The sequence below is a fragment of the Bradyrhizobium sp. YCK136 genome, assembly GCF_044570075.1.
Taxonomy (GTDB): domain Bacteria; phylum Pseudomonadota; class Alphaproteobacteria; order Rhizobiales; family Xanthobacteraceae; genus Bradyrhizobium; species Bradyrhizobium diazoefficiens.
Window position 1 is genome coordinate 2,349,150 of record NZ_CP172424.1, and the last position, 14,158, is coordinate 2,363,307.

A 14,158-nucleotide genomic window follows, 5' to 3' on the forward strand; every position below is an offset into this window, starting at 1 on the left:
TTACGCGCCCGTCACGCGCCAGATCACGTTGCCGACGTCGTCGGCCATCAGCAGCGATTTCTTGTCGGGGCCGATCACGACGCCGACCGGGCGGCCGTAGGATTCCTTTTCGTCCGGGGACAGGAAGCCCGACAGGATGTCGCGACCGGGGCCGGAAGGCTTGCCGTTCTCGAACGGGATGAACACCAGCTTGTAGCCGGACAGCTTGCTGCGATTCCACGAGCCGTGCTGGCCGATCACCATGCCGTCGGGGAAACCCGGCAGCGTGCCTGCGGGCATCCAGCACAGGCCGAGCGAAGCGGTGTGGCCGCCGAGCGCATAGTCCGGCGTGAGCGCCTTGGCGACCATTGCCGGATCCTGCGGCACGCGGTCGTCCACCGTCTTGCCCCAGTAGCAATAGGGCCAGCCATAGAAGCCGCCGTCACGCACCGAGGTGAGATAGTCCGGCGGCGTCTCGTCGCCGAGCCCGTCGCGCTCGTTGACGACGGTCCAGAGCACGCCGGTCGTTGGCTCCCAGGCAAGGCCCACTGGGTTGCGCAGGCCGGCACCAAAATGCGATGCGTGCCGGCGGCGAGGTCGAGCTCATAGACCGCGGCGCGGCCTTCCTCGACCTCCATGCCCATCTCGGCGATGTTGCTGAGCGAGCCGACGCCGGCATAGAGCTTCCTGCCGTCGGGACTGGCGAGCAGGCTGCGCGTCCAGTGGCCGCTCGGCTTGAACGTGGTGAGCCGCTTGCCCGGTGCAGTGATGCGGTCGGCATTGGCGACATAGGGGAAGGCCATCACGCCGTCGGTGTTGCCGACATAGAAGGTGTCGCCGACCAGCGCCATGCCGAACGGCTGGCTGAGGTTCTCCATGAAGGCGCCGCGAACTTCGGCGACGCCGTCGCCGTCCTTGTCGCGCAGCAGCGTGATGCGGTTGGCGGAAACGCCGAGCGCGGCGGCGCGCCGCATCGTCGCCTGCATCGCGTAGTGAAACACGGATCGCGGCGGCCCCGCGATCTGGGTCGCTTCCGCGATCAGCACGTCGCCATTGGGCAGCACTTCGATCCAGCGCGGATGGTCGAGGCCGGTTGCGAACGCATTGACCTTGAGCCCGGGCGCGACGGTCGGCTTCTGGCCCTCGCTCCAGCCGCGGGCGGTCGGCATCTTCAGCGTCGGGATCGCGCCTTGCGGCTTTGCCTCGGGAATGGCGGGCGTCTGGCCCCATGCGGGCGCAGGCTCTGTGCCGGACAGCTTCCGCCATTGCAGAGCGATGCCGCCGAGAAGCGCAACGAACTGCGCAAAAATGCTGGAAAAGGTCATGAGAAGCCCCTGTCGAACCTGCGGCACAGTCCAACGCCGGATTGCTCCAGGCCCCGCGCGGGCCCAGGCCTGATCGTCGACCTCTCCAGGTCAACGATGGGTGTCGTCGTGCCTCATTGCGCGCGCATCCAACTGGGTGGCGGTAAAAAGGTCAACCTGTGCGGGCTCGGATCGGGCCGTTTATGGCGCGGATGGCAGCACGCCGAATTTGCATGGCAAGGATGCAGGCGCCGATGCAGTGGCGCACGCTGCCTCCTCAACGTCGTCCTGGCTTTCGCCAGGACGACATCGGAGGATATGGCGGGCTTGTTACATCACCGCGGCGACAGGAACGGGATGATCATCGGCACGCGGCGGCAATAGGCGCCGTAGGCGTCCTCGCCGAGCTCCTTCGACAGGAACACCTCTTCCATCCGCCCCTTCTGCCACATGCCGAGCGAGATCAGGATCGCGCCGAGGATCGCGGTCACCGTCCCGACCGCGATGCCGGTCGCCAGCATGCCGGCGATCAGGCCGGTGTAGATCGGATGACGCACGATGCCGTACGGGCCGGTGTCGATGACGCGGTGGTCTTCCTTGTGGGTGATGGTGTTGGACCAGAATTTTCCGAGATGCAGCCGTCCCCACCAGGTGAAGGAGATGCCGGCGAGCACGATCAGCGCGACGACGTAGACGCCGGTGTTGCTGAACACCCAGAGCGGCTTCTCACCGAGCACTTCGGCGGTCCACGGCGTGAACAGGATGCCGCCGACCAGGATCGGGATGCGATAGCGGCCGGACTCCAGGGTCATCACCTGCTTTTGCGTGCGGCCCTGCCAGAACGAGGCGCCGACCCAGCTGGCGAGCCAGGCGAGCCAGATCAGGGCGAGCAGTTGCGTCGGCCAGGTCGTGGTCCAGCCACCCCAGGCGACAGAGAGAAGCTTGCTGAAATCGAAGGACATGAAGGTTCTTTGCGTTAGGCGGCGGCTTTAGCCAGCGCGCGAGGAGAGCGCGTGTTGCTTGATGGCGCCGGAGGGCTGCACGCCGCCGCGGGCGAGCAGATGGGTGATGGTTTCGCGCAGGACCGGCTCGATCGGGCGCGGCGAGTAGCCGAGCTCGGTTCGCGCCTTGCCGATCGAGAGATCGCTCGCGGCGAGCGCAATGCGCACGCCCTCGGCGGTGCCGTTGGGCGGCCGGCGCGTGAAGTTGTCGGATAGATATTCGAGCATGATGCCGGAGAGCTCGGCGATCTTGCCAGGCACGACGATCGGGAACTGGCGGCGGCCGCTCATCGCCGACATCATCCGCAGGATGCGGCCGAGCGGGACGCAGTCGCCGCCGAGGATGTAGCGCTGGCCGATGCGGCCGCGCTCCATGGTCAGCACGAGGCCCATGGCGACGTCGCGGACATCGACGAGATTGACCAGGAAGTTGAGGTGCGGCTGCACCTTCTTCTGGAGGAAGTACCAGAGCATCGCCGTCGGCGGCGTCAGGTTGTGGTCGGCAGCTCCGATCGGCATGGTCGGCGTGCCGATCACGAGCGGAAAGCCACTGGCCGCGGCCTTCGCGGCGTGATGCTCGGCGAGCGACTTCGACCGCGTATAGGCGCCGGGCATCGCGTCGGCCGGCTGGAGCGCTTCTTCGGCGGGAACGCCGTCGAGGTCGGCATAGGGGAACAGGATCGATTCCGTCGAGCAATGCAGGAAGCGCGACACGCCGCGCTTCATCGCAGCCGCCAGCACGACCTCGGTGCCGCGGAAATTGACGTCGTGAAAGTCCTGCTTGTTGGCAACCCACATGCCGGGCAGGCCGGCGAGGTGATAGACCTGATCGACGCCGGCCAGCGCGGCATCGACCGCGGCGCCGTCCAGCACCGAGCCGTGAACATAGTCGACGTCGGTATTGGCGGCGGCCGGCGGCCGGACATCGAGAACACGCACCCGCTGCCCACGGGCGCGGAGCGATTCTACGAGATGATGTCCGATGAAGCCGCTGCCACCGGTAACCAGTACGAGAGCCATGAAGAAGGTTTGCTGTTTCGCTTCTAGAGCTATCGGGTTGAAAGGGAATTGGTCGGAAGAGGCGCCAGAATCGCGGCAAGGTCGCGACGGAAGCCCAGTGCAATGAATAATTTTGCCATGACAAACATCGGTCCCAGCAAAAGATGCGACGGAAACGTGAATAACGAGGCTTCGCGCCCCTCAAAAACCTTGTGGCCGATGGTCTGCGCGGCGAGGCCGAGCACGACCAGCGTGGCGAAAATCGCCCACATCGTCATGGTGCTGACTTGCGTCGAAATGGTCGTCGCGATCGAAAACAGCACGACGGAGACGGCCAGAATGCCGACCCCGAGCGCCATGTCGAGCATCAGCCAATAGATCAGAACCGGCAATGCCAGGATGACCGCCAGGCTGAGTTCCGTTCCGAACAGCGGCACCTTCACCAACGTCAGCGGCAGCACGGCGCCCGTGAACAGCAAGAGGATGCCGACCACGTGCATCGCCGTATTCCGGGGATCGCGATGGTACTCGACGTAAACGGCAAGTTGGCGTTGGAACAAGCCACCCATCTTGGTCTCATGCAGCACAGGGTTGGGGAAGGACGAACCAGAGCCTATAGCACCTGATAGAGCAGTGCACAAACCGGCACTATTGTCGCGCAAAACCGTGCTGTCGCACTGTGAAACAGGTCACAAAACGGTCAGGACTTCAATGGGTTCCGTCAGGCGTCGAGGCGCGCCTCGTCAGCGCTTCTTGGCGGGCTTTTTCGCCGCAGGCGCAGGTGCCGCAGCCGGATGCGCGGGTGCCTCCTCCGGTACCTTGGCAAAGGTCAGGATTTGCAGCTGGCCGTTGGCGGCCGAGGTCGGCTTGGCGCGGTCGAGAAACTGCTCCTCGCCGAGGCCGATCGGATGCAGCCGCTTGGTCGAGATCTTGAACGTGTTCACCAGCACGTCGCGGATCGCGTCCGCCCGGCGCTGGCTCAGGATCGCGTTGGCCTCGCGCGTCTTCGCGTTGGATTCGACATGGCCGACGATCAGGAAGGTGTAGGGCAGCAGCGAGGCATGAACCAGCGCATCCGCGATGCGGCCGACGGTCTGGTAGGACGCCGGCTGGATGATCGGCGTGTCGGCGTCGAACTGGATCTGCGCGTTGAAGGCGGGCAGCTTGGCGAGATCCGGCGCAATCGGCGGCCGGTTCACCGGACCCGGATCGTTCTTGATCCTGGCCTTGGCGCGCTCCATCACCTGCTGCTTCAGCGCGGGAAGGTCGATTTCGGCGGCCTCTTCGAAATGATTCAGCTTGCCGACGATGTCGTCACGGGTCGGCGGCGTCGTCTGCGCGCTGGCTGCGCCCGCGAGCAAAGCCATGCCGAACGCGATGCCTAGTCCGGCGGTGGAGAGCCCCTTCGCGCGCATCATCGATACCCCGCGTCGTCCACGGCCTTCAGGCAGTTGTTGCTGATGCCCTTGGGCGTCGAGACCAGGCAGGGGATCGACCTGCTGGTCTCTTTGGTCGAGCCGCCGCAGACCTTGACGATCTCGCGCTGGCAGGCGTTCGCCACCGTGACGCGTGCGGCGACGCGCTTCTGGATGGCGTCGAAGGCGCCGAGATAGTCACTCTGGCATTGCTGGGAGAGCACATCCCGGTTGCGGGACAGGCACTCCTTCAGCCGGGTCGAGTCCGGATTGACGCCGCGGCAATTGGCGACGATTTCCGCGCCGCAGCTCTTGGCGAGGAGCCCGATCGAATCGCCAAAGCTCATGGTCTCCGCCGCCGCGAGCGACGGCATACCCAATGCCAGCAAGACCAGTGTGATGGAGCCCCGGACCATGGGCGCATCTGATACGGGGAAGTTCGCGGTGGTCAAGGGGCGTGGTGGGAAGAAACGCGGCGGCGTAACGCCGCCGCAACACCGCAAGGCCTGCCTCACGCCCGCTGCACAAAACTGTCCACGACCTTCTTCTCGCCGGCCTTGTCGAAGGCGATGGTGAGCTTGTTGCCGTCGATCTTGGTGACGCGGCCGTAGCCGAATTTCTGGTGGAAGACGCGGTCGGAGAGCGAGAATTCCGAGGTCGTGCCGGTGGATTTGGCGACCAGCTCGCCCTCGATCGTCATCGGCCCGCGCCGGCGCGAGGAGAAGCTGCCGAAATCGGGGCCGGAGGACGAGGAGGACGAGAACGTCGCGGCCTCTTCCTCGAAGCTGCCGTGGCCGCCGGCGCCGGTGCGGCCGCCGCCCCGGTTGCGGTTGGCCTGCGCCCGCTGCCAGCCCGGCGTCGTATAGCTGGAGCCGAACGCCTCCATGTCGTCGAAGCGGGAGGCGCCGTAGCCGCCGGTTCCGCCCCAGGCCGAGCCGCCCTTGGATTCCGTGATCTCGACATTGGCCGCCGGCAATTCGTCGAGGAAGCGCGACGGGATCGTGGTCGTCCAGGTGCCATGGATGCGCCGGTTGGTCGCAAAATAGATCATGGCTCGGCGGCGGGCGCGGGTGATGCCGACATGGCCGAGCCGGCGTTCTTCCTCGAGGCCGGCGCGGCCCTGTTCGTCCAGCGTGCGCTGGCTCGGGAACAGGCCTTCCTCCCAGCCCGGCAGGAACACGTTGTCGAATTCGAGGCCCTTGGCCGAATGCAGCGTCATCAGCGACACCGCGTCCTCCTCGGCGCCGCCGTCGCGGTCCATCACCAGCGAGATGTGCTCGAGGAACCCTTGCAGGTTCTCGAACTCCTCCATGGAGCGCACCAGCTCCTTGAGGTTTTCGAGCCGGCCCGCGGCGTCCGCCGAACGGTCCTTCTGCCACATCTCGGTGTAGCCGCTCTCGTCGAGCACGATCTGGGCGAGGTCGGTATGCGCGGTGACTTCGCGCTGGGCGCGCCAGCGGTCGAACTGGGCGACGAGGTCGCGCAAGGAGCCGCGCGCCTTCGGCTTCAGCTCGTCGGTCTCGACCACCGCACGCGCCGCCTCGAACAGCGGAATGCGGCGCTTACGGGCGTGGTCGTGCAGCATCTGCACGGTGGCATCGCCGAGGCCGCGCTTGGGCGTGTTGACGATGCGCTCGAAGGCGAGATCGTCGGCCGGCGAGTTGATGACGCGAAGATAAGCCAGCGCGTCGCGGATTTCGGCGCGCTCGTAGAAGCGCGGGCCGCCGATCACGCGATAGGGCAGGCCGAGCGTGACGAAACGGTCTTCGAACTCGCGCATCTGGTAGGAGGCGCGCACCAGGATCGCGATCTCGTTCAGCTTCTCGCCCTGGCGCTGGATCTGCTCGATCTCCTCGCCGATGCCGCGCGCTTCCTCTTCCGAATCCCACGAGCCTGTCACCGTGACCTTCTCGCCGTCCTGGTCCTCGGTGCGCAGCGTCTTGCCGAGCCGGCCTTCGTTGTGCGCGATCAGGTGCGAGGCGGCGGCGAGGATGTGGCCGGTCGAACGGTAATTGCGTTCGAGGCGAATGACCTTGGCGCCGGGGAAATCGTGGTCGAAGCGCAGGATGTTGTCGACCTCGGCGCCGCGCCAGCCATAGATCGACTGGTCGTCGTCGCCGACGCAGCAGATGTTTTTGACGTGAGGCGTGGCTGTCGGCGTGCCGGCCGTTTGCTCCGTCATTCCGGGGCGATGCGGAGCATCGAACCCGGAATCTCGAACTGTGGACTCATCTCCAGATTCCGGGTTCGGCTCTTCGAGCCGCCCCGGAATGACGGCTTTGGTCGCCGCCGGCGCCTGCGACAGCAGCCGCAGCCACAGATATTGCGCGACGTTGGTGTCCTGATATTCGTCCACCAGGATGTATTTGAAGCGCTGCTGGTACTGCCGCAGGATATCCGGGTGCTCGCGGAAGATGCGGATGTTCTCCAGCAGCAGGTCGCCGAAATCGGCGGCGTTCAGGATCTTCAGCCGCTCCTGATAGCTCGCATAGAGCTTGCCGCCCTTGCCGTTGGCGAAGACTGCGGCTTCGCCCGAGGGCACCTGCGACGGCGTCAGGCCGCGGTTCTTCCAGCCGTCGATCAGGCCGGCCAGCATGCGCGCCGGCCAGCGCTTGTCGTCGATGTTCTCGGCCTGAAGCAGCTGCTTCAGCAGCCGGACCTGGTCGTCGACATCGAGCACGGTGAAGTTCGACTTGAGCTGCGCCAGCTCGGCATGGGTGCGCAGGATGCGGCCGCCGATCGAGTGGAAGGTGCCGAGCCACGGCATGCCTTCCACCGCGTGGCCGAGCATCTGGCCGAGCCGGTGCTTCATCTCGCGCGCGGCCTTGTTGGTGAAGGTCACCGACAGGATCTCGGCGGGGCGGGCGCGGCCCTGGCTCAGGATGTGGGCGATGCGCGTGGTCAGCACGCGCGTCTTGCCGGTGCCGGCGCCGGCCAGCACCAGGACCGGGCCGTCCAGCGTCTCCACCGCCTCGCGCTGCTCGGGATTGAGCCCGGACAGATATTTCGGGCCTACCGAGGCGCGCGCACGCGCGGCGATGCCGCCGGCTGCGGGCTGGTGGTCGGGGACGCTTGTGATCTTGCTCGGCTCGGTCATGCGAATCATTTGGCCCCACGATGGCACCGCGGGGTGACGGGAGGGAGCCTTCATAACAGGGATTGGTCCCTATATGGGGCGGCGGTGCAGGGTTTTCCACGTACGCGGGGGGCCGATTTGTTCCTCCGACCCTGCGAATTTCCGCCTAGCGTGGGCAGGAACCATCGTTCCCGCGTCGAGATTGTCTGGACAGGTGGCGCGGCCAGCCGCGCCGACGCAGACAAACATCAAGACGAGGATTTGACCATGCTTGGCTGGGTTGTGACGTTTCTGGTTATCGCACTGATCGCCGGTATCCTGGGCTTTGGCGGCATCGCCGGCGCTTCGATCGAAATCGCCAAGATCATCTTCTTCATCGCGGTCGTGCTGTTCCTGGTTTCGGCCGTGGTCGGCCTCGCCCGCGGCCGCACCAGGATATAGGCGCCTAACGCTTCGAGGGCATCGCCACGCTCCGGCCGATGCCCTCGGGCCGGGCCAAGGCGCCGTGGGCCCTTGCCACCCCGGCGATGCGCTGCTGGATGTCGGGCGGAAACGCCGCAACGCGCCGCGCCTTCATGTCCATGTGCAGCGACATGTTTTCGGACGTCGCGGACAGCCAGCCTTCGGTGGCGTGCCTCATCTCCTCGAACGTATGCAGCCGCTTGTCGTCGGCCTCCAGCAGCCACACCAGGATCCGCACGGGATCGCCGAGATGGATCTCGCGCAGGTAGCGCACATGGCATTCGGCGGTGAAGGTCGAGCCGTGACGCTCTTTCTTGTAAGTAGGACCGATGCCGAGCTCGAGCCAGAACTCGTCGATCGCCCGGTCGAACATCACGTTGTAATAGGCCATGTTGAGATGGCCGTTATAGTCGATCCATTGCGGCTCGATCTGCATGATCGAGGCGCTGAACGGCTCGGCCTTGGGCGCAGCAGTGGCACTCTCCGGCATGTGTCCTTCCCCAGCTATGCGTCCGGTCGCTTGACTTGACCGGTTAGATGTCCTTTGCCACGGTTCTTCTGTCGGAGGAATTTCCGTGGGTACGACCATCACCAATAATCCGCCGCGGCCGGAGCCGAAAGCCCTCGCGAGCGCACTGGAGCAGCTTGCCGCACGCTTCGGCAACCGCCTCATCACCTCGCAGGCCGTCCGCGAGCAGCACGGCCATACCACCACATGGATTCCCAACCAGCCGCCCGACGGCGTGGTGATGGCGCAGGAGACCGCCGACATCCAGGACGTGGTGCGCATCTGCGCCAGGAACCGCGTGCCCGTGATCGCCTTCGGCACCGGCACCTCGCTGGAGGGCCAGGTCAATGCGCCCGCCGGCGGCATCTCGATCGACCTGCGCGACATGAACAAGGTGCTCGCGGTGCACGCCGAGGATCTCGACTGTGTGATCCAGCCCGGCGTCACCCGCAAGGCGCTCAACGAGCATCTGCGCGACCAGGGCCTGTTCTTCCCGATCGATCCCGGCGCGGACGCTTCGCTCGGCGGCATGGCCTCGACGCGCGCCTCCGGCACCAATGCGGTGCGCTACGGCACCATGCGCGACAGCGTGCTGGCGCTGAAGGTGGTGCGCGGCGACGGCGAGATCATCACGACAGGCACACGCGCCAAGAAATCATCCGCCGGCTACGACCTGACGCATTTGCTCGTCGGCGCCGAGGGCACGCTCGGCATCATCTCGGAACTGACCATCCGCCTGCGCGGCATCCCCGAGACCATCGCGGCCGGCGCGGTGTCGTTCGAGACGGTGCATGGGGCGTGTCAGGCCGTGATCCTGGCGATCCAGACCGGCATTCCCGTTGCGCGCATCGAGCTGCTCAACGCCGCGCAGGTGAAGGCCTGCAACGCCTATTCCAAGCTGACGCTGCCGGAGACGCCGCTGCTGCTGATGGAATTCCACGGCAGCGAGATCGAGGTCGCCGAGCAGTCCAAGGCCTTCGGCGAGATCGCAAAGGAATGCGGCGGCGGCGACTTCTCCTGGACCACCAAGCCGGAGGATCGCACCAAGCTGTGGCAGGCCCGGCACGATGCCTATTGGTCCGTCAAGGCGCTGCGGCCCGGCGACAGCATCGGCGTGGTCGCAACCGACGTCTGCGTGCCGATCTCGCGGCTCGCCGAATGCGTCGGCGAAACCGAGGAAGATCTCAAGCGGCTCAATTTGCTGTCGCCGATCGTCGGGCATGTCGGCGACGGCAATTTCCACTGCTCGCTGGTCTGCGACACCAACGATGCCGACGAGATGGCGCGCGGCGAGGAGTTCATGCATCGCCTCGTCGAGCGCGCGCAGGCGATGGACGGCACCTGCACCGGCGAGCACGGCATCGGCCAGGGCAAGCAGAAATATCTCAAGGCCGAGCTTGGCCCCGAGGCGCTCGACGCGATGCGGGCGCTGAAACAGGCGCTCGACCCGCTGAATATCTTCAATCCCGGCAAGATCGTGCCGGAGGCGTAGCGCGCGCCTGCTGCGTCGCGGTCGCGGAACTTTCGGCCGCCAGGCTGGTTCCAATTCCCGTCAACTTCCGATGCCTCAATGGCGCGGCTCTGCGGGGAGGATGCGATGTTGCGACCGGTCATTGGAATTGCCGTGATGGCGCTTGCCTGCATGCTGGCGGGCACGGCTCTGGGCAAGGGCGGTGGCGGCCATGGCGGTGGCGGTCATGGCGGTGGGCACGGAGGCGGTCATGGCGGCGGGCATGGCGGTGGCCACCATGGTGGCGGCGGCCATTTTGGCGGTCATGGCTTCGGGCATGCGCATGGCGGCGGACATCATGGCGGACCGCGCTTCGCAACGGGAGCTCGGCATGGTGGTCCGAACTTCGGTCAGATGCGCAATGCGGCCGTGCGCCCGGCGAATTTCCGCAACGCCCTCAACGCGCATTCCAGCGCCTTCCGCAACGGCCGTCTGATCGGTAATCCGGCGGCGCGAGCCCAGATCGCAGCGGCGGCCGCGCTCGCCGGCTGGCATGGCGCCAGCAGCGGATGGTGGCAACATCCGGGCGGCGGTTATGGCTGGGTCGGACCGCTGTTCTGGCCGTTCGCCTATAACGATCTCTACGACTACACGATCTGGGGCGACGGTCTCGGCTTCTGGGGCTACGGCTACCCGGACATCTATGCCGGCATCTTCGGGCCCTATGGCTATGACGGTCTTTCGGCCTATCTGCCGCAGCGGCCGCCGGGACGGCGGCAAGCGCGCGGCGTTGCGCTGGATCAGCTTTGCGGCAGCGACCGCCGCGAGATCGTCGGTCTGCCGATCGACCAGATCGCCGCCGCGGTGCAGCCGAGCGAGGCGCAAGGCGCAAGCCTCGACGAACTCGGCAACGCCTCGATCCTGGCGGCGGGCATGATCCGCGCGTCCTGCCCGGCGCAGGTCGCGGCGACGGCGCCCGGTCGGCTGGCGGCGATGCAGCAGCGCATCGAGGCGATGACGAAGGCGGTCGATCTCGTTCAGCCCGCCCTGGATAAATTCTACGGCTCGCTCACGGACGAGCAGAAGGCGCGCTTCAATGCGTTGGCCGAGGACCAGCGTCGTGCGACGGCTTCCAGCAACACCGAGGGATCGCTGGTCCAGAATTGCGGTGCGGCGGCTGCGCTCGATTGGCCCGGCGCCGACATCGAGGCGAGGCTGCACCCCAACGACACGCAGCGCGCGGCGCTACAGGTGCTCCAGGATACCAGCGCCAAGGTCAGTGCATCGCTCAAGGCGGCCTGCCAGCCCAACGAGGTGATGACGCCGCCGGCGCGAATGGCTGCGGTACGCAAGCGGCTCGACCTGATGCTCGACGGCGTCAAGTCGGTTCGCGCAGCGCTGGAGGATTTCTACGGCACGCTGAATGACGAACAGAAGGCGCAGTTCGAGGCCATCGGGCCACGTCGGACGTCGTGAATGCGGATCGAGCCAGGGAGCGTGGTGGAAAAATTGCCTCGCCGATCTCGATAGGCCTCTCTATGCTCAAGCGAGCCTGAGGAGCGGTAATACAGCGGCTGGAAGACCGTGGGTGGTGGGGCGATGAAGTGGTTCGCGAGGCAGAACGCGGCGGACATCTGGGACGAGACGATCGAAGGGCCGCTCGGCGACATCGAGGCCGCCGCGCGTATCCGCGCCATCTGTGAGGCCGCGGCCACGAGTGCGGCGGGTTCCGCGCGCAACGACAAGCGCGAGAGCGGGCGTTACGAGCGCGCGGCCAAGGTCGCGATGGAAATCGCGATGAAGATCTCGGACGGATTGATGCGCGATGATGCGGTCCATCGCATCGTCGATCTCTGCATGATGGCGAACGATCTCAAGACGGCGCAGATCCTGTTCCGTGCGATCCATGCCAGCTGGATCCGCGAAACGATCCAGCGGGATCACCCCACGCTGCTGCAGTGATGGCTGACTGTTGACGCATTGAAGGTGCGCTCCCTCCCCCGCTTGCGGTGGAGGGTTGGGGAGAGGGTGTTTCCACGGTGGGACTCCCCAAGAGGATAGAGCCCTCACCCGCCACGCTCTTGCGAGCGTGGCGACCTCTCCCGCAAGCGGGAGAGGTGCATCGAGCCCGCTGCTCGATCTCGCCTATTGCACTTTCGCCAGCTTGCGCACCGCCTCATCCACGCTGTGGAAGACGTGCTCGCGGGGCAGGGCGTCGAACAATCTGAAGCGTTCGAACGCGTTCTGGGCGCGGACCGATTCCAGCCGCGCCAGCGCGACCGTGACGCCCTGTTCGCTGCACGCCTTGAACACGTCGAGCAAAATCTGCGCGGCGGTGAAGTCGATCTCGACCATGCCGCTCGCTTCCAGCACCAGCAGTTGCGGCGTCGCCGCGCCGAGCACCTTGGTCACGTCGCTGCGGAAACCCGGGGCGTTGAGGAAGGACAGCGGCGCCTGCAGCCCGATCACGGCAACGCCTTCGATGCGCTCGCCGGCGATGTGCGGATGCGCGGGCCACCAGATCGTGGTGCCCGGCACGCGCTCGAACTCGACCAGCCTGGCGCGCGTGGTGCTCCAGATGCCGTGCAGCAGCGACAGCATGATGCCGAGGAACGCGCCCTGCTGGATCGGCAGCACGATGATCAGCGCGGCGGTGGCGGCGATCAGCAGGAACTCACTGAAGGACTGGCGGTAGATCGTGACGATCTGCTTCACGCGGATGATGCGTAGCGCGACGAACAGCAGGATGCCGCCGAGCGCGGCGTCAGGAACGTGCTGCAACAGTCCCGTGCCGAACGCGAGCAGCGCCAGCACGATTGCCGCGGCCGCTAGTCCGGCGAGCTGCGATTGCCCGCCGGTCTCGGCGACGATGCCCGTCCGCGGCGGGCTGGCATTGACGGGAAAGGCGCCGAACAGGCCGGACAGCACGCTGCCGGCGCCGGCGCCGAGGAAATCGCGGTCGACATCGGCGGGCTTGTCGGGATCGGACGGGAACGAGCGCGTGGTCGCGGCGGTCTGCACCATCACCACGACCGTGATCACGAAGGCGAGCGATACCAGATGCACCCAATGCTCCGGCGCAAGTTCGGGCAGGGTGAGCCGCGGCAGCGTCCCCGGCACGCTGCCGACGACGCTGACGCCCTCGCCTTCGAGGCCGAGACCGATCGTGGCCAGCGTCGCGGCGACGAGCCCGATCAGCGCCCCCGGAATCTTTGCGCTGATCTTCTCCGAGACGAAGACCGTTGCGAGCACACCGAGGCCGATGCACAGCGTGAAGGGATTGCTGCGACTGAGCTCGCCGGCGAGCACGCCGATGCGATCGAGCGTCGGCCCGCTCGGTGACTTCAGTCCCAGCACGCCGGGCAATTGCGACACGATGATATGGACGGAGATGCCGGCGAGGAAGCCGACCATGACCGGCACGGACAGGAGGTTGGCGATGCCGCCAAGTCGGAAGGCGCCGCCGGCGAGCATCATCACGCCGACCATCAGCGCCAGCGCGACCGCATACCCCTGATATTGCGGCGAGCCGACTGCGGCGAGCGCCGCGAGCCCGCCGGCGAAGATCGGCGTGATCGTGGAGTCCGCGCCGCAGGACAGGAAGCGGTTGCCGCCGAGCAGCGCAAAGCCGAGCGAGCCCGCCATGAAGGCGAAGAAGCCGATCTGCGGCGCGAAGCCGCCGAGCCGCGCGGTGGCCATCTGCTCGGGGATCGCGATCGCCGCCAAGGTCAGCCCCGCCATGAGGTCGCCGGGCAGAGAGTAAGAGGCGAGCGAGCGGAAGAGCGGCCATGCGTGCTTGGCGTGAGAATCGTGCGGCATCGAGGTCCCCGGAAAGCCTGTGTCGATCGATTAGACTACAGCATTTCCGGATTGGAAGGCGGCAGACGCAATTTCTCTACATCCGTTGTCATTGCGAGCGAAGCGAAGCAATCCGGAATCCCACCGCGGCGGCGGTCTGGATTGC

13 protein-coding genes and 1 pseudogene are annotated in these 14,158 nt (G+C 66.3%); 4 read left to right on the forward strand and 10 right to left on the reverse strand.

The annotated features are described in order from the left end of the window. The 7 genes and pseudogenes from ACFLEY_RS11020 to ACFLEY_RS11050 form a co-directional block, all read right to left on the reverse strand. A pseudogene (locus tag ACFLEY_RS11020) lies at positions 1-1,304 on the reverse strand (PQQ-dependent sugar dehydrogenase). A 314-nt stretch (positions 1,305-1,618) separates the two neighbouring features. Next, on the reverse strand, positions 1,619-2,245 hold the full coding sequence (locus ACFLEY_RS11025) for an isoprenylcysteine carboxylmethyltransferase family protein (protein WP_060908589.1): 627 nt from the start codon (positions 2,243-2,245) through the stop codon (positions 1,619-1,621). A 27-nt stretch (positions 2,246-2,272) separates the two neighbouring features. Beyond that, complete coding sequence (locus ACFLEY_RS11030; RefSeq protein WP_060908588.1) at positions 2,273-3,304, reverse strand: NAD-dependent epimerase/dehydratase family protein; 1,032 nt, start codon at positions 3,302-3,304, stop codon at positions 2,273-2,275. 29 nt (positions 3,305-3,333) lie between these two features. Further along, positions 3,334-3,852: a DUF962 domain-containing protein gene (locus ACFLEY_RS11035; RefSeq protein WP_028176215.1), complete on the reverse strand. Its 519-nt coding sequence runs from the start codon at positions 3,850-3,852 to the stop codon at positions 3,334-3,336. 174 nt (positions 3,853-4,026) lie between these two features. Continuing rightward, complete coding sequence (locus tag ACFLEY_RS11040; protein WP_060908587.1) at positions 4,027-4,698, reverse strand: OmpA family protein; 672 nt, start codon at positions 4,696-4,698, stop codon at positions 4,027-4,029. Then, positions 4,698-5,114 carry a hypothetical protein gene (locus ACFLEY_RS11045; RefSeq protein ID WP_060908586.1) on the reverse strand — a complete coding sequence of 139 codons (417 nt, stop codon included), beginning with the start codon at positions 5,112-5,114 and terminating at the stop codon, positions 4,698-4,700. The genes ACFLEY_RS11040 and ACFLEY_RS11045 overlap by 1 nt, the downstream gene beginning before the upstream one ends. 95 nt (positions 5,115-5,209) lie before the next feature. Then, the gene (locus tag ACFLEY_RS11050) at positions 5,210-7,804 is read right to left on the reverse strand and encodes an ATP-dependent helicase (RefSeq protein ID WP_060908585.1); all 2,595 of its coding nucleotides are present in this window, start codon (positions 7,802-7,804) and stop codon (positions 5,210-5,212) included. A gap of 237 nt (positions 7,805-8,041) precedes the next feature. Between ACFLEY_RS11050 and ACFLEY_RS11055 the strand changes: the two genes are divergently transcribed. Beyond that, positions 8,042-8,215, forward strand: a complete 174-nt coding sequence (locus ACFLEY_RS11055) for a DUF1328 domain-containing protein (protein WP_011089300.1) — start codon at positions 8,042-8,044, stop codon at positions 8,213-8,215. A gap of 4 nt (positions 8,216-8,219) precedes the next feature. On the opposite strand, the gene ACFLEY_RS11060 is transcribed toward ACFLEY_RS11055, so the two are convergent. After that, positions 8,220-8,726 carry a thioesterase family protein gene (locus tag ACFLEY_RS11060; protein ID WP_060908584.1) on the reverse strand — a complete coding sequence of 169 codons (507 nt, stop codon included), beginning with the start codon at positions 8,724-8,726 and terminating at the stop codon, positions 8,220-8,222. Between the two features lie 85 nt (positions 8,727-8,811). On the opposite strand from ACFLEY_RS11060, the gene ACFLEY_RS11065 reads away from it, so the two are divergent. Beyond that, the gene (locus tag ACFLEY_RS11065; protein ID WP_060908583.1) at positions 8,812-10,236 is read left to right on the forward strand and encodes an FAD-binding oxidoreductase; all 1,425 of its coding nucleotides are present in this window, start codon (positions 8,812-8,814) and stop codon (positions 10,234-10,236) included. 75 nt (positions 10,237-10,311) lie between these two features. Here ACFLEY_RS11065 and ACFLEY_RS11070 read toward each other — a convergent pair whose 3' ends face one another. Next, the gene (locus ACFLEY_RS11070) at positions 10,312-10,554 is read right to left on the reverse strand and encodes a hypothetical protein (protein WP_396604633.1); all 243 of its coding nucleotides are present in this window, start codon (positions 10,552-10,554) and stop codon (positions 10,312-10,314) included. Between the two features lie 54 nt (positions 10,555-10,608). Here ACFLEY_RS11070 and ACFLEY_RS11075 point away from each other — a divergent pair, with 54 nt between their 5' ends. Then, positions 10,609-11,670 carry a Spy/CpxP family protein refolding chaperone gene (locus ACFLEY_RS11075; protein WP_396604634.1) on the forward strand — a complete coding sequence of 354 codons (1,062 nt, stop codon included), beginning with the start codon at positions 10,609-10,611 and terminating at the stop codon, positions 11,668-11,670. A gap of 123 nt (positions 11,671-11,793) precedes the next feature. Further along, a complete protein-coding gene (locus tag ACFLEY_RS11080) occupies positions 11,794-12,156 on the forward strand; it encodes a hypothetical protein (protein WP_038966457.1) in 363 nt (120 codons plus the stop codon). A 183-nt stretch (positions 12,157-12,339) separates the two neighbouring features. Here ACFLEY_RS11080 and ACFLEY_RS11085 read toward each other — a convergent pair whose 3' ends face one another. Further along, a complete protein-coding gene (locus tag ACFLEY_RS11085) occupies positions 12,340-14,013 on the reverse strand; it encodes a SulP family inorganic anion transporter (protein ID WP_060908582.1) in 1,674 nt (557 codons plus the stop codon). Positions 14,014-14,158: the final 145 nt, after the last annotated feature.